This window comes from Mesorhizobium sp. WSM2561, assembly GCF_000513915.1.
GTDB lineage: Bacteria > Pseudomonadota > Alphaproteobacteria > Rhizobiales > Rhizobiaceae > Mesorhizobium > Mesorhizobium muleiense.
Genome location: NZ_AZUX01000014.1, coordinates 161,624 through 184,781 on the forward strand (window position 1 = coordinate 161,624; position 23,158 = coordinate 184,781).

23 protein-coding genes are annotated in these 23,158 nt (G+C 62.9%); 10 read left to right on the forward strand and 13 right to left on the reverse strand.

Annotated features, from left to right (window positions below; translation table 11 throughout):
• The gene (locus tag M727_RS0113510; RefSeq protein ID WP_036262220.1) at positions 1 to 1,188 is read right to left on the reverse strand and encodes a Gfo/Idh/MocA family oxidoreductase; all 1,188 of its coding nucleotides are present in this window, start codon (positions 1,186 to 1,188) and stop codon (positions 1 to 3) included.
• Between the two features lie 154 nt (positions 1,189 to 1,342).
• The gene (locus M727_RS0113515; protein WP_027153128.1) at positions 1,343 to 2,398 is read right to left on the reverse strand and encodes a sugar phosphate isomerase/epimerase; all 1,056 of its coding nucleotides are present in this window, start codon (positions 2,396 to 2,398) and stop codon (positions 1,343 to 1,345) included.
• A gap of 394 nt (positions 2,399 to 2,792) precedes the next feature.
• On the opposite strand from M727_RS0113515, the gene M727_RS0113520 reads away from it, so the two are divergent.
• The 5 genes from M727_RS0113520 (at position 2,793) to M727_RS0113540 (ending at position 7,045) form a co-directional block, all read left to right on the forward strand.
• Positions 2,793 to 3,680, forward strand: a complete 888-nt coding sequence (locus tag M727_RS0113520; protein ID WP_027153129.1) for a sugar phosphate isomerase/epimerase — start codon at positions 2,793 to 2,795, stop codon at positions 3,678 to 3,680.
• Between the two features lie 63 nt (positions 3,681 to 3,743).
• The gene (locus M727_RS0113525; protein WP_027153130.1) at positions 3,744 to 4,913 is read left to right on the forward strand and encodes a mandelate racemase/muconate lactonizing enzyme family protein; all 1,170 of its coding nucleotides are present in this window, start codon (positions 3,744 to 3,746) and stop codon (positions 4,911 to 4,913) included.
• Positions 4,914 to 4,915: 2 nt separating this feature from the next.
• The gene (locus tag M727_RS0113530; protein ID WP_027153131.1) at positions 4,916 to 5,632 is read left to right on the forward strand and encodes a FadR/GntR family transcriptional regulator; all 717 of its coding nucleotides are present in this window, start codon (positions 4,916 to 4,918) and stop codon (positions 5,630 to 5,632) included.
• Between the two features lies 1 nt (position 5,633).
• Positions 5,634 to 6,614, forward strand: coding sequence for a hydroxyacid dehydrogenase (locus M727_RS0113535; RefSeq protein ID WP_027153132.1), 981 nt, complete (start codon positions 5,634 to 5,636; stop codon positions 6,612 to 6,614).
• A gap of 44 nt (positions 6,615 to 6,658) precedes the next feature.
• Positions 6,659 to 7,045, forward strand: a complete 387-nt coding sequence (locus tag M727_RS0113540; protein ID WP_027153133.1) for a hypothetical protein — start codon at positions 6,659 to 6,661, stop codon at positions 7,043 to 7,045.
• 13 nt (positions 7,046 to 7,058) lie between these two features.
• Here M727_RS0113540 and M727_RS0113545 read toward each other — a convergent pair whose 3' ends face one another.
• Positions 7,059 to 8,354 carry an amidase gene (locus tag M727_RS0113545; protein ID WP_027153134.1) on the reverse strand — a complete coding sequence of 432 codons (1,296 nt, stop codon included), beginning with the start codon at positions 8,352 to 8,354 and terminating at the stop codon, positions 7,059 to 7,061.
• Between the two features lie 58 nt (positions 8,355 to 8,412).
• Positions 8,413 to 9,321 carry an SDR family oxidoreductase gene (locus tag M727_RS0113550; RefSeq protein ID WP_027153135.1) on the reverse strand — a complete coding sequence of 303 codons (909 nt, stop codon included), beginning with the start codon at positions 9,319 to 9,321 and terminating at the stop codon, positions 8,413 to 8,415.
• Positions 9,322 to 9,442: 121 nt separating this feature from the next.
• Here M727_RS0113550 and M727_RS0113555 point away from each other — a divergent pair, with 121 nt between their 5' ends.
• Positions 9,443 to 10,015, forward strand: coding sequence for a helix-turn-helix domain-containing protein (locus tag M727_RS0113555; RefSeq protein ID WP_027153136.1), 573 nt, complete (start codon positions 9,443 to 9,445; stop codon positions 10,013 to 10,015).
• A gap of 56 nt (positions 10,016 to 10,071) precedes the next feature.
• Here M727_RS0113555 and M727_RS0113560 read toward each other — a convergent pair whose 3' ends face one another.
• Positions 10,072 to 11,283: an MFS transporter gene (locus tag M727_RS0113560; RefSeq protein ID WP_027153137.1), complete on the reverse strand. Its 1,212-nt coding sequence runs from the start codon at positions 11,281 to 11,283 to the stop codon at positions 10,072 to 10,074.
• A gap of 91 nt (positions 11,284 to 11,374) precedes the next feature.
• Here M727_RS0113560 and M727_RS0113565 point away from each other — a divergent pair, with 91 nt between their 5' ends.
• Positions 11,375 to 12,346 carry an AraC family transcriptional regulator gene (locus tag M727_RS0113565; RefSeq protein ID WP_027153138.1) on the forward strand — a complete coding sequence of 324 codons (972 nt, stop codon included), beginning with the start codon at positions 11,375 to 11,377 and terminating at the stop codon, positions 12,344 to 12,346.
• 70 nt (positions 12,347 to 12,416) lie between these two features.
• Here the strand turns inward: M727_RS0113565 and M727_RS0113570 are convergent, their stop codons facing one another.
• The 7 genes from M727_RS0113570 to M727_RS0113600 all read right to left on the reverse strand — a co-directional run bounded on the left by M727_RS0113570 (position 12,417) and on the right by M727_RS0113600 (position 19,112).
• Positions 12,417 to 13,502 carry an ABC transporter ATP-binding protein gene (locus M727_RS0113570; RefSeq protein WP_027153139.1) on the reverse strand — a complete coding sequence of 362 codons (1,086 nt, stop codon included), beginning with the start codon at positions 13,500 to 13,502 and terminating at the stop codon, positions 12,417 to 12,419.
• Positions 13,502 to 14,611, reverse strand: coding sequence for an ABC transporter ATP-binding protein (locus tag M727_RS0113575; protein ID WP_027153140.1), 1,110 nt, complete (start codon positions 14,609 to 14,611; stop codon positions 13,502 to 13,504). The genes M727_RS0113570 and M727_RS0113575 overlap by 1 nt, the downstream gene beginning before the upstream one ends.
• Entirely contained in the window at positions 14,608 to 14,817 is a 210-nt protein-coding gene (locus M727_RS0113580; protein ID WP_027153141.1) for a hypothetical protein, read from the reverse strand. Before M727_RS0113580 ends, M727_RS0113575 begins: the two co-directional genes overlap by 4 nt.
• Entirely contained in the window at positions 14,814 to 15,773 is a 960-nt protein-coding gene (locus M727_RS0113585; RefSeq protein ID WP_027153142.1) for a carbohydrate ABC transporter permease, read from the reverse strand. The genes M727_RS0113580 and M727_RS0113585 overlap by 4 nt, the downstream gene beginning before the upstream one ends.
• A gap of 1 nt (position 15,774) precedes the next feature.
• Positions 15,775 to 16,680, reverse strand: coding sequence for a sugar ABC transporter permease (locus M727_RS0113590; RefSeq protein WP_027153143.1), 906 nt, complete (start codon positions 16,678 to 16,680; stop codon positions 15,775 to 15,777).
• 72 nt (positions 16,681 to 16,752) lie between these two features.
• Positions 16,753 to 18,069, reverse strand: a complete 1,317-nt coding sequence (locus tag M727_RS0113595; protein WP_027153144.1) for an ABC transporter substrate-binding protein — start codon at positions 18,067 to 18,069, stop codon at positions 16,753 to 16,755.
• A gap of 359 nt (positions 18,070 to 18,428) precedes the next feature.
• On the reverse strand, positions 18,429 to 19,112 hold the full coding sequence (locus tag M727_RS0113600; RefSeq protein ID WP_027153145.1) for a TetR/AcrR family transcriptional regulator: 684 nt from the start codon (positions 19,110 to 19,112) through the stop codon (positions 18,429 to 18,431).
• 111 nt (positions 19,113 to 19,223) lie between these two features.
• On the opposite strand from M727_RS0113600, the gene M727_RS0113605 reads away from it, so the two are divergent.
• From M727_RS0113605 to M727_RS0113615, 3 genes are read left to right on the forward strand one after another with little or no spacing between them, the layout of a single operon-like run.
• Positions 19,224 to 20,420 carry a Tm-1-like ATP-binding domain-containing protein gene (locus M727_RS0113605; protein WP_027153146.1) on the forward strand — a complete coding sequence of 399 codons (1,197 nt, stop codon included), beginning with the start codon at positions 19,224 to 19,226 and terminating at the stop codon, positions 20,418 to 20,420.
• Between the two features lie 11 nt (positions 20,421 to 20,431).
• Positions 20,432 to 21,358 (forward strand): phosphoenolpyruvate hydrolase family protein, encoded by a 927-nt coding sequence (locus M727_RS36400; RefSeq protein ID WP_084646718.1) that lies wholly within the window; start codon positions 20,432 to 20,434, stop codon positions 21,356 to 21,358.
• Positions 21,359 to 21,362: 4 nt separating this feature from the next.
• Positions 21,363 to 21,782, forward strand: coding sequence for a cupin domain-containing protein (locus M727_RS0113615; RefSeq protein WP_027153147.1), 420 nt, complete (start codon positions 21,363 to 21,365; stop codon positions 21,780 to 21,782).
• A gap of 28 nt (positions 21,783 to 21,810) precedes the next feature.
• On the opposite strand, the gene M727_RS0113620 is transcribed toward M727_RS0113615, so the two are convergent.
• Complete coding sequence (locus M727_RS0113620) at positions 21,811 to 23,001, reverse strand: Xaa-Pro peptidase family protein (RefSeq protein WP_027153148.1); 1,191 nt, start codon at positions 22,999 to 23,001, stop codon at positions 21,811 to 21,813.
• Between the last annotated feature and the right edge of the window lie 157 nt (positions 23,002 to 23,158).

Below are 23,158 nucleotides of genomic sequence, written 5' to 3' on the forward strand. Positions count from 1 at the left end.
CTAGAGCTTCGTCCAGGCTGCGTTCTTCTTCGACGACTTCACGCAGGCCTCGATGAAGGCCATGCCTTCGACACCGTCCTGGATGGTCGGGAAGATAACGTCCTTAGCCGGCTTGCCACCCTTCCGGCGCGCCGCGCGGATGGCGCGGGCCGCCTCCTGGTAGATGTTGGCGAAGCCTTCGAGATAGCCTTCCGGATGGCCTGACGGAACGCGGCTGACGCGCCCGGCGACGGGCAGCGCGCCGGCGCCATTTCGAGTGATCAACTGCTTCGGCTGGCCGAACGGCGTGTACCAGAGGTAGTTCGGGTCGGCCTGCACCCATTCAAGCCCACCCTTCGAGCCGTAGATGCGCAGCTTCAGCCCGTTCTCGTGGCCGGGCGCCACCTGGCTCGCCCACAACATGCCCTTGGCTGGGTGCGACTTGCCGACCGGCTTGAAGCGCAGCATCACATTGACATTGTCGTCGAGTTGCCGCCCCGGCACGAAGGCGTCGAGATCGGCGGAAAGCGCATCGAGCTCGAGCCCGCAGACGAAGCGTGCCAGATTGTAGGCATGCGTGCCGATGTCGCCCAGCGCCCCGCCCGCGCCGGCCTGTTTGGGATCCGAGCGCCACGCTGCCTGCTTCTGGCCGGTGGCGGCAAGGTCCTCGGTCAGCCAGTCCTGCGGATATTCCGACTGCACGATGCGGATGTCGCCAAGCTGCCCCTTGGCTACCATCTCGCGCGCCTGCCGCACCATCGGATAGGCGGTGTAGTTGTGGGTGAGGACAAAGACCTTGCCGGTCTTTTCGACCAGTGCCGCCAGCTTCTTCGCTTCCGCCAATGTCGTCGCCAGCGGCTTGTCGCAAATGACGTGGATGCCGGCTTCGAGAAACGCCTTCGCCGCCGGCACATGCACATTGTTTGGCGTGACGATGGCCACCGCCTCGATGCCGTCCGACCGCTTGGCCTCGGCCTTGGCCATCTCGGCGAACGAGCCGTAGCTGCGCGCCGGATCGAGCCCAAGCTCCTCGGCCGAGGCCTTGGCACGCGCCGGGTCGGATGACAGGGCACCGGCGACCAGCACGAACTCATTGTCCATGCGCGCCGCGATCCGATGCACCGCACCGATGAAGGCGCCTTGCCCGCCGCCGACCATGCCGTAGCGGATCGGGCCGCCTCCCGTTTCCGACTTCGATGCGCCGACCATGATCTTTCTCCCTCGTTGTTCCTTGCCCTCCCCCTTGCGGGGAGGGTCGACGCGTAGCGTCGGGGTGGGGTCGCCGGGCGTGGAGCGCGGCATGAACCGACCCCACCCGGCCCTTCGGGCCACCCTCCCCTCGAGGGGGAGGGAAAAAAGAGTGCTAGATTCCCATCATGGCGCGCAGCACCTTTTTATCGGTCGCGCCGCCGGCGAAATCGTCGAATGCCTTTTCCGTCACCCTGATGATGTGATGCTGGATGAAGGGCGCGCCTTCGGCCGCGCCATCCTCGGGGTGCTTCAGGCAGCACTCCCATTCCAGAACCGCCCATGAATCGTAGTCATACTGGGCGAGCTTGGAGAAGATGCCGCCGAAGTCCACCTGGCCATCGCCGAGCGAGCGGAAACGCCCGGCCCGGTTCGTCCAGCTCTGATAACCGGAATAGACGCCTTGCCGGCCGGTCGGATTGAACTCGGCATCCTTGGCGTGGAAGGCCTTGATTCGCTCGTGATAGATGTCGATGAATTGGAGATAGTCGAGTTGCTGCAGCAGGAAATGCGACGGGTCGTAATTGATGTTGCAGCGCTTGTGGCCGCCGACCGCGTCAAGGAACATCTCGAATGTCGCACCGTCGAAGACGTCCTCGCCCGGATGGATCTCGTAGCCAACATCGACGCCATTGTCCTCATAGACGTCGAGGATCGGTTTCCAGCGCTTTCCCAGTTCGGAAAACGCTTCCGCGATCAATCCCGCCGGCCGTTGCGGCCACGGATAAAGGTAGGGAAAAGCCAACGCTCCACAAAACGACACTGACGCCTTGAGCCCGAGGTTCTTCGAAGCCTTGGCGCCGAACTTCATCTGCTCGACCGCCCATTGCTGTCTGGCCTTCGGATTGTTGTGCACCGCAGGCGGTGCGAAGCCGTCGAACTGCGCGTCGTAGGCCGGATGCACCGCCACCAACTGCCCCTGCAAATGCGTCGACAGCTCGGTGATCTCGACGCCGGCATCGCTGCAGATGCCCTTCACCTCGTCGCAATAGGCTTGGGAAGACGCCGCTTTCTCCAGGTCGAACAGCCGGCTGTCCCAGGTCGGGATCTGCACGCCCTTGTAGCCCAGCCCGGCCGCCCATCTGGTGATCGACGGCAGCGAATTGAACGGTGCGGCATCGCCCGCGAACTGCGCCAGAAACAGCCCAGGACCTTTCATTGTCGACGGCATCGGCATCCTCCCTCATTATCCACGACCAAGCATAGCGCCGATTGAAAGCAGGGCCAGCCTCTTTGGTCTTTTCTCGACAGGCGCTAGTGCGCACCGCCATTCTGGTATTACCAAATATGCTCATTTGGTCAAGCGCTGCCGCGCACAACCGGCGCTGCGCAAATTGCCGGTCAGCGGGCAAATATACCAGTTTAATCAAAGAAATAATCATGGGCCTGGGCTGCCTTGCAGGATTTCTTGCCGTCCAGATGAAATTGCTGTAGACCTCTTTTCACGCCCAATTGGTCGAACCAGTTACGACGAATGCTGGAGCGCCTTGGGGAGGAATCATGCAACGCAATCTGGGGTGCGTCGCAGGCGAATTGTTACAGGCGAATTCTGGGAAGGACAGACTATGCATCTTTCGACGCACAACTGGATGCGGGCGGAACCGCTGGAAACGACGCTCAAGCGCATCAAGAAATTCGGCTATGAGTCGATCGAGATTTCCGGCGAGCCCGCGCAATACAAGACCAACGAGACGCGCGCGCTCTTGAAAGAGCACGGCATTCGCTGCTGGGGGGCGGTGACGCTGATGCTGGGCGAGCGCAATCTCGCCGCCAGGGACCAGGGCCAACGCGAGCGCTCGGTGCAGTATGTCAAAGAGGTGCTGACGATGGTCAGCGAACTCGACGGCGAGATCATCACGCTCGTTCCCGCCACCGTCGGCAAGGTGGTGCCGGACGGCACCGAGGAAGAAGAATGGAATTGGGTGGTCGACGCCACCAGGGAATGCTTTACCCATGCCAGGAAAGTGGGCGTCAAGATCGCGGTCGAGCCGCTCAACCGCTTCGAGACCTACCTGTTCAACCGCGGCGCCCAGGCGCTGGCGCTGGCCGATGCGGTCAGCCCCGAATGCGGTGTCTGCCTTGACGCCTATCACCTCCATATGGAGGAGTTTAACGTCTACGATGCCATCCGGCAGGTCGGAAACCGCCTGTTCGATTTCCACGTCGCTGACAACAACCGCTTCGCCGCCGGTCTCGGACAGATCGACTGGCCGAAGGTCGTCGGCACCCTGAAAGAAGTCGGTTACGACGGCGCGTTGACCAACGAGTTCGTCGCCCCTGTCGACCGCACGCCGGCTGCTCCCTATCCCGACATGGTCGAACGCAACCCGGTCGACATCTCGCCGGAGCAGCTCAAATTCATCCAGGACCACGGTTCCAGCGTGCTCACGGAAAAATTCTATACCGACCAGATGCGCATCACCGCCGAAACGCTGCTGCCGCTGATCAAGTAATCGATCTCTGGAAACGAGCCTTTCCGACGGCGGCCCCTAACGGCGGCAAGGCAGAGGAAGAACATGCGCATCAAGACGGTCCAAGCCTGGTGGGTCCGCATACCGATCGAAGCCGCGCGGCAGCACCGCAGCGACTTCGGTCAGGTGACGACGTTCGACGCCGCAATCCTGCGTATCGAGACCGCCGATGGGCTGGTCGGCTGGGGCGAAGGCAAGAATGCCGCCGGCAGCACCGGCAGCTATGGCGCCCTCGTCCACATGCTGAACCACGAGGTCGGCCCGCAGCTGATCGGCTGCGATCCGGCCGACATCGGGGTGATCTGGGAGATGCTCTACAATGGCGTGCGCTACGACAGCGCCGCGCAAAACGGCCACGCCATGCCGCAATTGGCGCGGCGCGGCATCAGCGTCGCCGCAATCAGCGCCGTCGATATCGCGTTGTGGGATATTCTGGGCAAGTCGTTGGGGCTTCCGGTCTGGCGGTTGCTCGGCGGCCGCAAGCTTGACCGCATGCCGGCCTATGCTTCCGGCGGCTGGGCCTCCACCGAGGCGATCGGCGAGCAGTTGAAATCCTATATCGCCAGGGGCGGCTTCAAGGCGCTGAAGATGCGGATCGGCGCGATGGACGGCGCTCCGCACAATTCCGCCGCCCGCGTCCGCGCCGCAAGACAGGCGCTCGGCCCCGAAGTCGACCTGATGGTCGATGCGCACGGCACCTATACGGTGGCGGAAGCCAAGCGCTTCATTCATCTCGCCGGCGATCTCGATCTGGCCTGGTTCGAGGAGCCGGTCATCGCCGACGACAAATCCGGCATGGCCGAAGTGCGGGCGTCCGGCTCCATCCCGATCGCCACCGGCGAAAGCGAAGCGACGCGCTATGCCTTCCGCGACCTCGCCACGCTCAAGGCTGCCGACATCTTCCAGCCAGACCCCGCCTTCTGCGGCGGCATCAGCGAGGCGATGAAGATCGGCACCATCGCCAGCGCCTTCAATCTGCGCTTCGCGCCGCATCTGTGGGCCGGCGCGCCTTGCTTCTTTGCCGGGCTGCATGTCTGCGCTGCTTCACCGGCTAGCTTTACCGTCGAATATTCGCTCGGCGCCAATCCGATGATCCACGATCTGATCGAGGAGACTGTCGAAGCAAAGGACGGTATGATAGCGATCCCCGAGAAGCCTGGACTGGGATTCACCCTTTCGGAACGGTTCCTGGAGGCGCACGCGCTACGCGGCTGATCATGAAAGAAAAGAACCTTCTCGCGGAACTCGCCGCCTATCTGTTCTCCCACTCCGACAAGGCGACCGGCCGAACGCCGTCGGAGCGTGAACTGGCGGAGCATTTCGCCGTCAGCCGCGGCCAGATCCGCGAGGCGCTGGCCATCCTCGAAGCCATGCGCATCGTCGAGCGCCGAGCCAAGTCCGGCATCTACATCGACACCAAGCAGGCCAGCGTCGAGGCGATGGCGCTTTTTGCCAAGGCCGGCCTGCCGCTCGATCCGATCCAGATCTACGAGACCGTCGAGTTGCGCAAGATTCACGAGATCAAGGCTGCCGAGCTTGCCTGCTCGCGCGCCACCGAGGAAAATTTCGAGCGGCTGCGCGAAATCCTGAAGGCTTCGGAAGACCGTATTGCGGCGGGCGAGGGCCTCGCCAAGGAGGACCGCGAATTTCACCTTGAGATCGTGCGGGCAACCAAGAACAGCGTTTTTCACAACATATGCAGCCTCTATTACTTGATGGGCGAGCAACGCCTGCCGATCTACTTCAACGATCCCGAACGCAGCATGCGCTCGCATGCCGAGCACATCCAGATCTACGAGGCGCTGCTGCGCCGCGACGGCAACCTCGCCCAGGCGCTGATGAGCGCCCATCTGCAAGGCGCGGAAAGCTATTGGAAAGGCCTGATCGAGGGTGGTGGGGCAGAACCTCACAGCCCAGCGCTCGAACCGGTCTGACATGCCTAAAATCCTGACGACACACACGCTGCACCCGCGCGCCTCCGCCACGCTGACCGGCGCCGGCGAACTCGTCGTCGCCTCCGCCCTCGATGCCGACACGCTGGCCACTGAGGCGAGGGACGCCGATATCATCATCGTTCGCGCGCCACTGCCATCAGCGCTGTTCGAGGGGGCGACGAAGCTTCGGGCCGCAATTCGCCACGGCGCCGGGCTCGACATGGTTCCCATGGAAGCGGCCACGGCAGCCGGCGTGCTGGTGGCAAACGTGCCGGCGGTCAATGCGCGCTCGGTCGCCGAATACGTGATGTTCGCGGCGCTGGCGCTGCTGCGGCGGTTCCGCATGGTCGACCGCGACTTGCGGGCGAAGGGCTGGCTGGCCGGCCGCGACCACACCATTCTCGCCAGCGAGCTCGCCGGCAAGACGATCGGCATTGTCGGCTTCGGCGCCATCGGACAGGCAGTCGGCCACATCGCGTCGCATGGTTTCGACCTGAACGTGGTGGCGACGACACGCAGCAGGAGGCCGGCGCCGGACAGGGTCGGGTTCCTGTCGATCGATGCGCTGGTCGAGCAGAGCGACATCATCGTTCTGTGCTGCCCGCTGACAGCGGAGACGCGCGGGCTGATCAACCGCGGGCGCATCGGCCGAATGAAGCCGCACGCGCTGCTGATCAATATTTCGCGCGGGCCGGTGATCGACGACGAGGCGCTGATCGAAGCGCTGCAGAATGACCGTATCGGCGGTGCCGCGCTCGATGTCTTTGCGACGCAGCCGTTACCGCCCAATCACCCCTATTTCGGCTTCGACAATGTCATTGTCACGCCGCATATGGCCGGCATCACCGAGCAGTCGATGATGCGCATGGGCGTCGGTTCGGCTGATGAAACCTTGCTGGTGCTGGCCAACAAATTGCCGGTCAACCTGCGCAATCCCGAAGTGGTCGAGCACTACCGGCGGCGGTTCCCGGCCGACGCGTAAGCGCTACCGCCGTTTCGCCCAATTCCTGCACGACGCTGCACCCCATGCTCGTTTTTCGCCGCGCGCCGCTGCTTGTTGCGATCGTTTCGATCTGCGCCCTGCCCTCGGTCGCTGCGGCCGACAGCAGTTATGTCTATTGCGACAACGGCCTGCGGTGCGTGATGGCGCCCTGTCCGTCGAACAGCGCGCTCGATCTTGCCACGGGCAAGATCATCAAGGGCGTGTCGATCGACATCGAGGAATTGCCGCAGCAGGACAAGGCGCTCGATCTTTCGGACAATCTCTACGCCGGCAAGGTCGTCGTTGTTGGCTCAATCGAGAACCGAACCCAGACCCTCAACGGCAAGCAATACAAACTGCCATGGCTGGTCGCGACCGGTATCGAACGCGCGTCCAGGGACAGCGAACGCGGCCACTGTTCGTCGCAATAACGTTTTCACATCTTCAACGGCCAAGCAGTGCCTCGACTTCCGCCGCAATGCGCAGCAGACGGTGGTCGTGGCCGTGGCGCGCCACCAGCATCAGCCCGGCCGGGCGCACCATTCCCGGCATCGGCAGCGAGATCGCGCAGAGGTCGAACTGGTTGGCGACCTGCGTGTTGCGCAGCAGAAGGCCTTCCGTACGCTCACACAGGGCTTCGTCGCTGGTCATCGACCCGATGGTCGGTGCGGTGACCGGCGTGGTCGGCAGGGCCAGCGCATCGACAGACGCCAGCCGCTCGTCCATGGCGGCGACAAGCGCCGTGCGGCGGCGGATTGCCCTTATATAGGCCGTGGCCGGAACGGCGGCGGCGCGCGACAACGGCTCGCTCACCCGCGGATCGACCGGCGTCGCCGCACCTTCTGCCAGCCAATCTGCATGGACCGCGGCGCCCTCCATTGCCGCGATCGAGGCCCGCCTGGTTGCCGCGCGCAAATCGGCAAGGAGGCCATCGATGGACAGATCGGCGAGGCGTGCACCGGCGAGTTCCAGCTTGCGAGCACATCGCTCGAACGCCGCCGCGACCTCTTTTTCGGTATCCTCGAAGAGCACGCCGTGGGGAACGCCGATGCGCAGTCCGGCAAACGGAAGCGGAACCAGAGCCACAGGCTGCTCGCCGGCGATCACCGCATCGGCTGCCGCACATTCGGCGACGGTGCGCGCAAGCGGGCCGATGGAGTCGAGCGTGTCGGACAGCGGGAAGACGCCATCGCGCGGTACCCGCCGCGCCGTCGGCTTGAAGCCGACGACACCGTTCAGCGCCGCCGGAATACGCACCGAGCCGCCGGTGTCGGAACCGATCGAGATCTCGCTCGTGCCTTCGGCAATGGAAACACCGGCGCCGGAGGATGAGCCACCCGCGATCCGGCCGGCGTCGGTCGCATTGCCGGGCGTGCCGTAATGCGGGTTGACGCCGATTGCGGTGAAGGCGAATTCGGTCATGTTGGTCTTGCCGAAGATCACCGCGCCCGCTTGCCGCAGCCGCCGCACGATGACGGCATCCCGCAGCGCCGGCGCCGCGGTGCTGAGCAACAACGAACCGGCCGTGGTCGGCTCGCCTGCGACATCGAAAAGGTCCTTGATCGACAGAATTGTTCCGTCGAGCGGCCCGAGCGTCACGCCGGCTCTGCGCCTGGCATCGGCGGCGTCGGCTGCTGCTCGTGCGGCTTCCGGATAGAGTTTTACGAATACGCTTTCATGATCGGCGCGGACGGCGAGACGCGAAAGGACGGCTTCGAGGCGGTCGCGGGCTGATTGCATGGCACAGTCTACTTTTTTATTGTCGCCCGAACAGCCCAGCACACTGACGTCGATAGCTCTAGCGATAGCCGGTCGCATCTGCTGGTTTGCCGGCGTCCTGAACCTCGGGAACGTAGCGCCACGCGTCAGGCCGCGAGCCGTCGAGATCGGTAAAGCCGTAGACCTGCGCCAGCCCGCCACTCGACAGCGACTGTCCGTTCCAGCGCGAACGGTCCGGGTCCGCCGCAAGCGCCGCCACTGCGCGCCCGATAAAGCGCGGGGTCTCGGAAATGACGAAATGCGGCACTTTTGCTGTCGCATCACGCCAGCTGTCCTCGGTCACCCCGAAAGCTTCCAACATCATTTCCGAACGCAGCCAGCCGGGTGTCAGCGAAATCGAGGTGGCGCCGTGCGGGGCGAGGTCCTTGGCATGGGCCCAGGCCATACGGGTCACCGACACTTTGGCGAGGTCATAGAACGGCGAGAGCCGATAATGCTCGGCATTATACTCCGCGGTGCCGTCGGTGACTTCGACCAGCAGGCCGCCCGGGCGCTCGATCAGAAGCGGCAGCGCGTAATGCGCGGTGATCAGATGCGTGTCGATGCCCAGCCGCAACATGCGCAAACCATTCCTGAGATCATGTTCCCAGACCGGCTTGTTCCATTCGAACAGTTTCTCGCCGCCCCAAATGTCGTTGACCAGCACATCGAGGCGGCCCTGCTCGGCACGTATCCGGTCGACCAGCTTGCGCACGTCTTCGGAAACCAGATGGTCGACTTGCACAGCGATGCCATGGCCGCCCTGCGCTGAAACAAGCTCCGCCGTTTCCTCGATGGTTTCTGGGCGGGCGTATTCGGACTGATGCGCGCGTGTCGTCCGCCCGGTGACGTAGACCGTCGCGCCCGCGGCACCCAGTTCAACAGCAATACCTCTCCCCGCACCGCGCGTGGCGCCAGCGACCAAAGCGACTTTTCCCTCAAGCGTCATTGAACCTCCCCAGACTCTGACCAACCAATGCTCTGACCAACCAATGCTCTGACCAACCAATGCTGGCCTTCTTCAAAGTTAAGATATATAAATGATCATTCGGTTATAAATGGATGTCAAGATGCCTCGGCAAAAAACGCAATCCGACGAGGAGGTGCTGGAAGCGGCGCACCGGCTGATCCACAGGCATGGCCCGGAGAGCCTCACATTTGAACGGCTGTCCAAAACTTGCGGGCTCTCCGGCTCGACCCTGGTGCAGCGTTTCAAGAACAAGGCCACGCTCAGGCAAAGAACCTTGCTGCAGGCATGGGACAGGCTGGACGCGAAGACGACAACGCTCGCAGAAGCGACACCGAGGACCCCTGCTGGCGCGATCGAATTGCTGGTGGCGCTGTCACGCGACTATGGCGGCATCGAATCCTATGCCGAGGGGCTGCTCGTCCTGCGCGAAGATCTGCGCGATCCGGTGCTTCGCGCGCGGGGGGCGTCGTGGAAGGCATCCCTGTGCAACATCCTCGACTCTTGCTTTGCCTCTGTCGTCGACACGCCGTTGGACATCGGCCTGCTGATGGCATCGCACTGGCAAGGTTCGCTGCTTTGGTGGAGTTTCGACCCGAAGGCCGAAGTTGCATCCTACGTCGAAGACAGTCTGGGCCGTTTTGTCGCCGCAATCGTCACGGCCCGAAAACCATAACCGATATTCGGGCCAGTTCTTGGAGGCGTCCTACGTGGGACGCACCTACGGATGGCTTAGGTTGCGCTCCTCGGGCCGAGCAGGAACGCCGCCAAGGCCGCCAGCAAAGTCGCGATCCCGCAATAGGCGAAAGCGCTGGCAACGCCGGCATTGTCGACCAGCAGGCCGCCGAAAACGGCGCCCAGTGCAATGGCCACCTGGAATGTGGCGACCATCAGCCCGCCAGCGCTTTCTGCCTGGTCGGGAGCGGCTCGCACAAGCCAGGTTTGCAGCCCGACCGGCACCGCGCCAAAGGCAAAACCCCAGGCGGCCACCGCTATCGCCGCCACCGCGGGCGAAGCGCCGATGGTCAGCAGCAGAAGTGCCGCGACCGCAATCAGCAGTGGCGCCAGGCCCACCGCGGTCTTGAGGCTTCGTTCAGCCATGAACCCGCCGGCAAAGTTGCCGAAGAAGCCACCGATGCCGTAGGCGAGCAGCACAAGCGAGATCGTCTCGATGTCCAGCGCGGGCACCTTCTCGAGAAACGGGCGGACATAGGTGAAGCCGGCAAAATGTCCCGAGGCGACCAACAGGACCACCAGGAGCGCAACCCTGATCATCGGCCGCTTTATTACCTCCAGCAAGGTCCGAAAGCTTGCCACGCCCGCCGGCGGCAGCTTCGGAAGGGTGGCGATCTGCACCAGCAGCGCCAGGGCGCCGACAACCGCTGCGATCATGAAGGCCGTTCGCCATCCCCAGATGTCACCGACATAGGCACCGACCGGGGCCGCACAGACGGTCGCCACCGAAACGCCGGTGAGAATGATCGACATGGCGCGCGGCATCAGCCGCATCGGGACAAGCCGCATCGCCATGGCCGCCGACATCGACCAGAAGCCGCCGAGGCTGATCCCGAGCATGATGCGGGCGATCAGAAGGACGGGAAGCGAGGACGCAAACGCCGCCAACAGGTTCGACAGGATCAGCAGCACGGTCAGTCCCCACATGACGAGCCTGCGGTCCAGCCGTTTGGTGACGATGGCCATGGTCGGAGCGGCTATCGCGCCGACAACGGCGGTTGCCGTCACCGCTTGGCCGGCGGTGCCTTCGGTCACGCCGAGATCCTGCGCCAGCGGCGTCAGCAGGCTGGCAGGCAGGAATTCCGCGGTCACCAGCCCAAACACACCGAGCGCGAGGGATACGACCGCCCCCCATGCCGGCTCGGCTCGTTCATCGGTTTCCGCCGGATCGAGAACGGCGTCGATGACGCCTGTCGCGGGTTCGGTCATGATGGGATCTCCGATCTGGTTGCAGCGCAACATTTGGCTGCAGTGCAACATGGGAGTGACCGTCTGGAGTTTCCATGCTAGAAACACCATCATGCTTGACCATTCGTCCAAAGTTCCGGTCACCGGCGATCCGCTGACAGACATATTGCGCGGGTTACGGCTCGACGGCGTCGAATATGGCCGCTGTGAGATGCAGGAGCCTTGGGGCCTCCAGTTTCCGGCCCAGACGGCGGCGCGGTTTCATTTCATCGGCCGCAAGGGATGCTGGTTGCTGCAGCCGTCCGGCGAATGGGTTGAGCTCAAGGCGGGCGACGCGGTGCTGCTGCCGCGCGGTGCGGCACACGTCCTGGCGAGCGAGCCGGGCACCGAGGCTTCGCCGATCCAGGGCTATCAGGTCGCCGAGGTCTGCAAGAACGTTTACTGCCTGTCCAATGAAGGTTGCCGGCCGGGGACGCTGCTGTTTTTTGGCAGCATGTATTTCAATCTCGACGGTTTGCACCCATTGCTCGGCATGATGCCGGATGTCATGCGCGCGCACGAGTTGGAAGCCTATGAACCTGGTATCCCGCATCTGCTGGAGGCCATGGCCCGCGAAGTGACGATGGAGCGCGTCGGCTCCGGCGGCATTCTGGCGCGGCTTGCCGATGTGCTGGCCGCCACCGTCATCCGCTCATGGGTCGAGCGCGGCTGCGGCGACTCGTCCGGATGGATTGCGGCAGTGAGGGATCGCGAGATCGGGCGTGTGCTGGCCGCGATCCACCTCGAACCGGACCGCGACTGGACGGTGGAGACCCTGGCCAGGATGATGGGCGCCTCGCGGTCGGGCTTCGCCGAACGCTTCGCGACGATCGTCGGCGAAACGCCGGCCAAATATGTCACCCAGGTGAGAATGCACCAGGCACGGCAATGGCTGGTCCGCGACCGGTTGAAGATTTCCGTCGTCGCCGCACGTCTCGGTTACGAATCCGACGCGTCGTTCAGTCGGGCGTTCAAGCGCGTCATCGGATCGGCTCCCAGCCATTTCCGGGCCGAAGAGCAGGCTGAAACCGGCCAAGCCGGCTAAACCTGGCCACAGGCTTCAAGCCGCCTAACATCCTCCCGCCCAACAGACGCGCATTTTTGTGCGACGCGGCTTAGCCTGCGTGACGAAGGCTTATCCCGGTACCCTTGTCGAACAGCACCACCTTGTCCGGGTCCCAGGCAAAGCGCACCGGCTGCTCGATCTCGACATCGGTTCTAGCCGGCACCATGGCCCGCAGCATGGCGTCGCCGACCCGCAGCGTCAGGATCTTTTCGACGCCATGGTTCTCGACATCGTGGACGCGCGCTTCCACCGGCGCCCCGCTCTCGAGATAGAGATCCTCGGGACGAATACCGAAGACCAGCGGGCGACCGTCGGTCTCGCCGCTCGTCCTGGCCCCCCCCGCAAAAGGTAGTTCGAAATTCAGCGGTGCCATCACCGCGCGGCCGTTGACGAGCTTGCCGTCGATGAGGTTCATCGGCGGCGAGCCGACGAAGCTCGCCACATAGGTGTCGCGCGGATTGTTGTAGATCTCATAGGGCGTGCCGGTCTGGACGATGCGGCCATGGTTGAGCACGCCGACCTTGTCGCCCATCGACATCGCCTCGATTTGATCGTGCGTGACGAACAGGAAGGTCTGACCAAGGTTCATTTGGATGTTCTTCAGCTCGGTGCGCAGCGCCTCGCGCAACTTGGCATCGAGCGCCGACAGCGGCTCATCCATCAGGAATACGCGCGGCTTCCTGACGATGGCGCGACCAATCGAGACGCGCTGCATCTCGCCGCCAGAGAGGCGATCCGTCTTGCGGTCGAGCAGATGCTCGATACGCAAGGTCTTGGCAACGCGGTCGACGCGCGTCTTGATCTCCTCGGGCTCGATGCGGCGGATTTTCGGCTTCAGCGGGAATTCGAGGTTTTCGCGCACCGTGTAGCGCGGATAAAGCGAATATTGCTGCAGCACCAGCGCCACATCCCGCTCGGCGGCACCCCAATTGGCGACATCGACGCCGTCGATGAAGACCTGACCTTCGGTCGGCTTCTCCAGGCCGGCGACCATGCGCAGCGTCGTCGTCTTGCCGGCGCCGGTCTCGCCGAGCAGCACGAAGAACTCGCCGTCGGCAATGTCGAGATTGAGCCCGGCCAATGCGGTGTGATTGCCGAATGTCTTCGAGATGTTCTTGAGCTGGATATGGGCCATCAGAGTCTCACCCCCAGCGAATTGCCGCTTGTCGTGTCGAAGAAGTGCGCCTGCGCCGGGTCGAGCCTGGCGAAGACCTGGACCCCCGGCTTGCCGACGAAACCGGAACGGGTCCGGGCGCGCAACATCTGTGCCCCGACCTTGAGGTCGACGATGTCGTAGGAGCCAAGCGGTTCGATGATGTGCGCCTCGACCGGCAGATAACCGTCCGCCGGCTCGCGCGAGACCATCACGCCTTCGGGGCGGATGCCGAGCGCAAGGCGGTCCTGCCCGACGTTCGCGGCGTCGAGCTGGCCGACCAGCTCGGCCGGGAAAACGAACCCTTCCGCGGCCCCATCGACGGTGACCCTGGCGCCGGAACCGTTCATCGTCACCGCCGCATTGACAACGTTCATCACCGGCGAGCCAACGAATTGCGCGACGAACAGATTGGCCGGGCGCTTATACACTTCCGATGGGCTGCCCACCTGCTGCAGAACGCCCTCATGCATGATGACGATGCGGTCGGCAAGGCTCATCGCCTCGATCTGGTCGTGGGTGACGTAGATGGTGGTCGAGCCCTGCTTGATGTGCAGCCGCTTGATCTCCGCGCGCATCTCCTCGCGCAGCTTGGCGTCGAGCGCGCCGATCGGCTCGTCCATCAGCATCGCCTTCGGCCGCCGCACCAGCGCCCGGCCGATCGCCACGCGCTGCATGTCGCCACCCGACAGCGCCGACGGCTTCTTGCCGAGCAGATCGTTGATCTGCAGCACTTTGGCGACCGAGCGCACCTCGCCGTCGATCTCCGCCTTGCTCTTGCGCATGGCCCGCAACGGAAAAGCGATGTTCTCGTAGACGCTCATATGCGGATAGAGCGAGAACGACTGGAAAACCATGGCGATGTCGCGGTCGGCAGCCTTGAGATGCTGGACCGGCTTGCCGTCGATGAGGACATCGCCGCCGTCGATCGTCTCCAGCCCGGCGATTGCGCGAAGCGTCGTCGTCTTGCCGCAGCCCGACTGGCCGAGCAGCACGATGAACTCGTTGTCGTCGATCTTGAGGTTGAGGTCCTTGATGACCTGGACGGCGCCGAAGAATTTCTGGACGCCACGAAGCTCGATCTGGGTCATGCGTGACCTTCTTTTTCCGGTGCGCCGGTCGCCTTCGGCTCCTGCCTTGGACCGACCCAGCCCGTGATCATGAACGTCAGCAGCCCGACAATGATGATCGTCAGCCCGTAGCGGTGCAGAAAGAGGTTCCACGGCTGGCAGAGCGCGATGATGCCGAGCACCATCACGATCTCGGCTGTGCGCTGGATTGTAGCATGGCGGATCATTTGCGGATCGCTCCGAAGGACATGCCGCGCAGGAGGTGGTTGCGCAACAGGAAGGTGAAGATGGCGACCGGCAGCAGGAACAGGAAGGTGCCGGCGGCGATGACCGTCCAGTCGGGCAGGCCGGAACCGACCTGGCTTGGAATGAACGGCGGCGCCGTCTGGGCGCGGCGGTTGGTCATGATCAGCGCGAAGGCATATTCGTTCCACGCGGTGATGAAGCAGAACACGGCGGTGGCGGCGATGCCGGTGGCCGCTTCCGGCAGCACGATCTTGAAGAAGGCCTCCATGCGCGTATAGCCGTCGACGAGCGCCGCCTCCTCATACTCCTTCGGAATTTCGTCCATGAACCCCTTCATCAGCCATACGGAGAAGCTGAGGTTGAAGGCGGTGTAGAGGATGATCAGGCCCCAATGCGTGTCGTTGAGGCCGACGACCCGGTACATCAGGAACATCGGGATCGCCACCACCACCGGCGGCAGCATGCGCGTCGACAGGATGAAGAAGAGCAGGTCCTGTTCCCCCTTTATCTTGAAGCGCGAGAACCCGTAAGCCGTGAAGGTGCCCATGCCGACGGCGAGGATCGTCGAGGTGATGGCGACGATCAGCGAATTCATGAAGCGGCTCGGATAGCCGGACCACTGCACCTCGCCCCTGCCCGAGCGCACCACCTTCTCGCCGCCGTCAAACACCAGCCGCTCCCACCACGGGGCGGCGGCGTATTGTTCCGGCGTCGGCGCTGTGCGCAGTTGCGAGCGCTTGGTGAACAGCTTGACGAAGGGCGATATCTCCGGCTGGAAGACCACCGTCGGCGGGATGGTGGTGGCGAGGTTGCGCGGCTTGAACGCCGTCGAGGCTATCCAGTAGATTGGCGCCAGGAATATAATCGTGACGATCAGCACACCGACGATGGCTAGCTTGTTGAGCGAACGCTCGGCAGAGGTGGTGACAGCGGCCATGCTAGCGCTCCTTCACCTTGTTCAGGTATTTGACGTAGATGTTGGTGATCGCCAGGATCATGATCAGCACGATGTAGGCGAGCGCGCAGGAGCGCCCGGTCTGCCATTCCTGGAACGCCATCTTGTAGAGCCGGATCGAGATCACCTCGGTGGTTGGCTGGCTGGTCAGGATGTAGGCAAGATCGAATGTCTTGAACGCCTCCATGGTGCGAAAGATGATCGCGATCATCAGGATCGGCGCGACCAGGGGCAGCGTAATGCGAAAGAACGTATAGAACGAGCCGGCGCGGTCGATCGCGGCCGCCTCGTAGAGATGCTTCGGCACTGCAGATAGGCCGGCAAGCGACAGCAGCATGACGAAGGGCGACCACATCCAGATGTCGGTGATGGCCACGGCGTAGAGCGCCATGTCGGGGTTGGACAGCCACTCGAAGGAGCCGAGGCCGAGCGTATAGTTGATGATGCCGAAGGACGGATCGTAGAGCAGTTTCCAGAACAGGCCGACGACAGCCATCGACAGCATCATTGGCAACAGCAGCAGTGTCGTCAGCAGGCCCTTCAACGGGATATCGCGATTGAGCAGCAACGCCACGCCGAAGCCGACGATGACTTGGCCGACCACGGAGACGATGACATATTTGGCGGTGATGGCGAAATTCGACCAAATGAACGGGTCGTTGAGCAGCTCGCGGTAATTCTGCAGTCCGACGAAATTGGCCGCCGCGGGGCTCGACGCGCGAAAGTCGGTGAACGAATAGCCAAGCGAATAGAGCAGTGGAAAGATGTTGAAGACGATCAGGAAAACGATCGTCGGAATGATGAAGAGATTGCGGATCGTAAGGTCGCTCATGCCGCGGGCGGCGGAGCGCGAGTTGGGATCCAGCGTGGTCATGACTGCAGTGGCCAAGGCCCGTTCCTTCCTTGTCCGGAAAAGAAAACGGAAGGGGCGGCTCCCGCCCCCTCCGAGCGTTAGTGCCGTTTACTTCACGCGGTTGTATTTCTTGAACGTCGCGTTCCAATCCGCGGCGAGCGCATCGAGCACTTCCTTGGCCGTGCCCTGATTGCCGGTGATGTAGGGATAGACGCGTTGGTTCATCTGGATGAGCAGCTCGGCATATTCCGGCGTCGCCCAGAAGTCCTTCACCTTGAACATGGTTTCGTAGAAGGCCTTGTTGTATGGCGTGGCGTTCTGGAATTCAGGCGACTCGAGCACTTTGGCACTTGCCGTGTAACCGCCGAGTTCCGCCCATTTCTTCTGCGTCTCGTCCTTGATGAACCATTCCAGGAACTTCATCGCCTCTTCCTGATTCTGCGAATAGGAGACGACGGAGATGCCCTGGCCGCCGAGCGCGGCGAACTGATCGCCGTTCGGTCCAGGAGGGTTGGCGAAGAAGCCGGTGGCCTTGGCATTCGGGTTGGAGGCTTCGTTGATGAGCGCCGGGAAGAAAGCGAAGTAGTTCATGCTCATCGCCGCCAGGTTCTCGGTGATCGCCTGGTTGTCCTCGATGAAGAAGCTCTTGGCCCAACCAGGAGGGGTGAAGGAATAGAGCTCCTTGTAGGCCTCGAGCGCGTTGACGTTCTGCTCGGAGTTGATGATCCCGTCGACCTTGTAAGTGGCATAGTCGCCAAGCTCGCCGCCGAAGGAGAAGATGGCGTTCTCGACGCCCATCACCAGAGCGTCGTAGGAGTTATCGGTATAGATGGCGACGCCGTAGCGCTTCTCGTCGGGACGGTGGAAGAATTCGGCGATGTCGCGTAGCTGCTTCCAGTCCTTCGGCACGCCGAGATCGTAGCCGTACTTGGCTTTGAAGGCCTCCATCTCCTTCGGATCTTCGAACCAGTCCTTGCGATAGGACCAGCCGACCGCGTCGCCCTCGGCCGGAATCGACCAGTATTTGCCGGAGTTGGATGGATATTCGGCGTAGTATTTCACCGTCGCCGGCGCCATCACTTCCTTCAGATTGTGCTTGTTGAAGAAGTCAGTGAGGTCGACATAGTGACCGGCCTCGGAGGCGGCGCCGATCCACTGGGAATCGCCGACGACCATGTCGTAGGCGCTGCCCTTGGCGTTGAATTCGGTGAACGCCTTGGTCTGGAAATCCCCCCACGGCGTCGTCTCGACCGTGACCTTCACGCCGCTCTCGGCCTCGTAAAGGTTGACCAGTTCCTGCAAATAGTTCGCCGGATCCCATTCAGCCCAGAATATGGTGAGTTCCTTATCCTGCGCGTAGACGGACGTTCCGCAGGCGAGCACTAAGCCGATACCAGCAAGCATGCTGGTCATTGTCTTGCGCATGATGATTTCCTCCCTTGTGCGCATTCTACCGTATCATCCGAGCCGGCGGCGAGGCCGGCCCTGGTAGTTCCTTCCGTGATGGCGCCGTTCCGGTTTTCGAGCCTCCTCGCCCAACCGGAAATGGATCGCAGCCCTCACTTTTGACCCGCTATATTGTCCTGATCTGGTATTACCAATTTCGGACGCACGTCAAGCTCTTTCTTGGACGATGGCAGGGCCTCAGACAAGCAGATTCCAGCAACATCTGTCTGTTTTTCTTAAATTTTCCTACTCGTTGATACGCAAGGCCCTTGTTCGCGCTACGAAACGCTGACTATTGTCAGTAGTAGGCATCCCCATCTGGTCGAACCAGATCGATACTATTCCGCAGCTGTCGCCGGCGCACGTCTGTTTCCTCCAGCCATCGATTCCGTCACTGCAGCCCGCACCAGGGCGCCGGCTGCCCATTGCGCTACCGACATCATCTTGCGGCTGTCCAGCCCCCATATATCCTTCAGCACGATCAGCACTTCGACGCCGAAGATCAGCGACAGGGCCTGTGCCAGGCGGTTGAATTCGCGAGGCGGCAGCCGGTGCTTGAGCGGTGCGATCGCGTCCTTGAGCAGATCGATGCGATGGCCGCGCGTGAAGGCCGGCTCGCCGTCGAGTGTGCCGGCCTGCCGCCGCGCCCACTGGTCGAGCGACAGCTTCAGCGCCGCCTTGAACGTCGCCTCGAAGGCTTCGATGCGTGGCATGGCCGTGTCGAACAGTTCGACGACGCGGCGCTCGGGATCGGCCGAGGTCGATTTCCAGGTGAGGATCGGCCCCAGCCCTTCGTCGACCACCGCCTGCACCAGCGCCGCCTGGCTTGGAAAGTACCGATACGCGGTGGCGCGGGAGACTTCCGCCGCTTCGGCGACCTCGCTGACCGAGGGCGTGGCGCCCGCCTGCATCAGCCTTGTCGCCGTCTCCAGCATCAACCGCCTTGTGCGGGCGCGCGGCCCGCGCGCCGCTCCAGAACCGGCATCGTCGGGCACTGTCGCTGGTTGACGTGAGACATTCATGTCAATATGATACGCACGTCTCAAAAAATTGCAATGGCCTTTCGCGCTGCCGAACGGGGCAAAAGAGCGGCCAGCAACAACGCCGAGTGCGCCTTGAACCGGGGAAACGCAATGAAGCGCGTCTATGTGGTGGGCACCGCCGACACCAAGGGTGAGGAACTCGCCTTTCTTGCCGATGCGGTCGCCGCCACCGGCGCTGCTGTCGCCCGCGTCGACGTTGGAACGCGCAACGCGACCGTGCCGGTCGATGTCTCGGCCGAAGAGGTCGCCGGCCACCATCCCGGTGGCAGCAGTGCCGTGCTGGGCAGCGACGACCGCGGCACCGCGGTGGCGGCAATGGCCATCGCCTTCACCCGGTTTGTCCAGTCGCGAACCGATATATCAGGCATGATCGGCATCGGCGGCGGTGGCGGCACTTCGATCATCACATCTGGCATGCGCGCGCTGCCGCTCGGCCTGCCCAAGATCATGGTCTCGACGCTCGCCTCGGGCGACACCGCGCCCTATGTCGATGTCTCCGACATCGTCATGATGCCGTCGGTGACCGACATGGCCGGCTTGAACCGGCTGTCTCGCGTCGTGCTGCACAACGCCGCCCAAGCGATAGCAGCCATGGCTGCGAAAACGGCGCCGCCGCCCGACGGCAAACCATCGATCGGGCTCACCATGTTCGGGGTGACCACGCCATGCGTGACTTCGATCGCCGAGCAGCTTCGTTCGAGCTATGACTGCATGGTCTTCCATGCCACCGGCACCGGCGGCCGCACCATGGAGAAGCTGGCCGACAGCGGCTTGCTGTCAGGCGTCATCGACATCACGACGACAGAAGTCTGCGACCTCCTGTTTGGCGGCGTTCTGCCGGCAACCGAAGACCGTTTCGGCGCGATCGCCCGCACGAAACTGCCCTATGTCGGCTCGGTCGGCGCGCTCGACATGGTGAATTTCTGGGCGCCGCCGACCATTCCGGAACGCTATAGCGGGCGGCTGTTTTACGAGCATAATCCAAACGTGACGCTGATGCGCACGACGCCTGACGAAAGCCGCAGGATCGGCGAATGGATCGGCGCCAGACTGAGCCTCTGCGAGGGTCCGGTCCGGTTTCTCATTCCCGAAAGGGGCGTCTCGGCGCTCGACATCGAAGGCGGCGCCTTCTTCGACCCTGAAGCCGATGCAGCACTCTTCGAGGCCATCGAATGTACGATCATGCCGGATAACACGCGCCAAGTGACGCGCCTGCCACTGCACATCAACGACCCCGAATTCGCCAAGGCGGCAACAGCGGCCTTTCTCGACATCGCCGGACAGTGAGAGAAGAAAACATGGCCGCCATTCCGCGCAAGAAAATCCTGGAAAAGTTCCGCAAGATGATTGCCGGCGGCGTGCCGATCGTCGGCGGCGGCGCCGGCACCGGGCTGTCGGCCAAGGCCGAAGAGGCTGGCGGGATCGACCTGATCATCATCTACAATTCCGGCCGCTACCGCATGGCCGGCCGCGGCTCGGCTGCCGGCCTGCTCGCCTATGGCAACGCCAACGAGATCGTCAAGGAAATGGCCTACGAGGTGCTGCCGGTGGTGAAGAAGACGCCGGTGCTGGCCGGCGTCAACGGCACCGATCCCTTCGTCATCATGCCGCTGCTGCTGGCCGAGCTGAAGACGATGGGTTTTTCCGGCGTGCAGAACTTTCCGACCATCGGCCTGTTCGACGGCCAGATGCGGCAGAGTTTCGAGGAAACCGGCATGGGCTTCGGGCTCGAAGTCGACATGATTGCCGCGGCACACGAACTCGATCTCCTGACCACGCCCTATGTGTTCAACCCCGATGAGGCACGCGCCATGACCAAGGCCGGCGCCGACATCGTCGTCGCCCATATGGGGGTGACCACCGGCGGCTCGATCGGTGCGACGTCGGCCAAATCGCTCGACGACTGCGTGACCGAGATCGACGCCATCGCTGAAGCGGTGCGTGCCGTGCGCAAGGACGTCATCCTGCTTTGCCATGGCGGGCCGATCTCGATGCCGGACGATGCCCGCTACATCCTCGAACGCTGCAAGGGCCTGCACGGCTTTTACGGGGCAAGCTCGATGGAGCGGCTGCCGGCGGAAGCGGCGATCGCCAGGCAGACCGCCGATTTCAAGGCCGTCACGCTGGAGCATCGGACCCAAAAGTGGGAACCGGTTTTGGGAAAATCCGATGCGCAAACAAAAAAAAGCGGCGCCAAAACGACCGCGAAGAAAAAGAAGGGATGAGACGATGACCGACAACAGCAAGGTTTTTGTTTACCCGAAGGATGTCAGCGCCTTCGGCTTCGACTGGGGCAGGCTCTCGCTGACGGTGGCGCCCGAGGTGAACGGCGCCACGCGCTTTTCCGGCGGCGTCGTCGACCTGCCTTCCGGCAAGGGTCACACGCGCCACAACCATCCGGGTGCGGAAGAGATCATCTTCGTCATCTCAGGCAATGGCGAGCAGATGGTCGAGGACGAGGACGGTAATCCGGTCGTCGAGAAGGTCGGCCCCGGCTGCACCATCTATGTGCCGGAAAGCCGCTTCCATTCGACGCTGAACACCGGCGACGCGCCCATGCAGCTTTTCGTCGTCTATTCGCCGGCCGGGCCGGAACTGGCGCTGCGCGACCTGCCGGATTTCAGGCTGCTGCCGCCGGGCGGGAAGTGACTTCCTCAGGGCAGAGCGTGCCGCCTGATCATGAAGCTCCACCCCGGTTCCAGCCCCTGCCCCGGTCGCCGAACATGACGTAGCCGCTATCGGTGACCGCCAGCGTGTCTTCGAGCTTGATGAAGCCGCGCGTCGGGTGCAGCATCGTCGTCTCGACCGAGAGCACCATGTTTTTCTCCAGCGGCTTTTCGGCATAGGTGCCTTCATAGGTCACCGGATGGTTGGTCATCAGGAACGGCGCCTCATGGGTGATCAGCCCCATGCCGTGGGCAAAGAAATCGGTATAGGGCGCAACCTTGGATCCCTTCAGCACGCCTTCCGCGTGAGAAATCATGTCGCCACCGAGAGTGCCCGCCCTGACCTTGGAAAAGGCCGCCTGCTGCACCGCCTCGACTTCGGCCAACAGATCCTCGAGTTCGGCATCCGGTTCGCCGAGAATGCCCATGCGGCAGAGGTCGCCGATATAGCCGTGATAATTGCCGCCGGAATCGATCGACATCACCTCGCCCTTCTTCCAGGCCTGCGGCGAGCCGGCGCGGTTATGGCTGGCGCCGAGCGTCAACAGGCAATATTCGAAGTGCGCGCCGCGATTGGTCTCCTCGCGCCTGAGTTGCTCGATGATATCGGTCTTGGTCGTGCCTTCACGGGCCCTGGCAATGGTCGCCAGCATGGAATCGGTGATCAGTTCGGAGGCGATGCGCAGCTTCTCCAGCTCCGCATCCGTCTTGATCGCCCGCATCCGCTCCAGCATATCGGTCGCATCGATCAGCTTGGCATCCGGCAGCGCCTTGCGGATCAGCGTGTAGGCATCCGACGGCAGGAAAGCCGGCTCGATGCCGATGCGGGCGTTGCCCTTGCCGATCTTCGCCAGGTGCTCGACCGCGAGATTGGCGGCGTCGAGCGTGCCCCAGCAGGCGGCGTGGACGGTCGGCGTCCAGAACGGGTTGTTCTGGTGCTCGGCGCCCTCCATGCGGTTGCCGATATAGGCGGCGCGGTCCGGCCCGCCCTTCTCGTAGACGACAACAGGCAGATAGCGGCTGTGGCCGATCGCATCCATGGCGGCGAAGAAGATGAACTTGTAGCCGCCAAGCAGATATTGCGTGTTGTGCTTGGAGGTGGCGAGCAGCACATCGATGCCGGCCTCCTCCATCAGCCGGTCGACCCTGGCATGATCGAACGGGATGGTGCTGACGGCATTCTTACCCGGAACGACGTTCATCTTTCTCTCTCCCTGAATTCCCTGGCCGGCCGCTCGGATCGCGGCAGTCTCCAGTCTGGTCTTACCGAGGCAAGTCTGGTCCTACCAGATAAGATCGGATTGAACCGCTTCCCTGTAACTGGTCCAGCGGACGAAATTTTCAAAGCCACATGAGGAT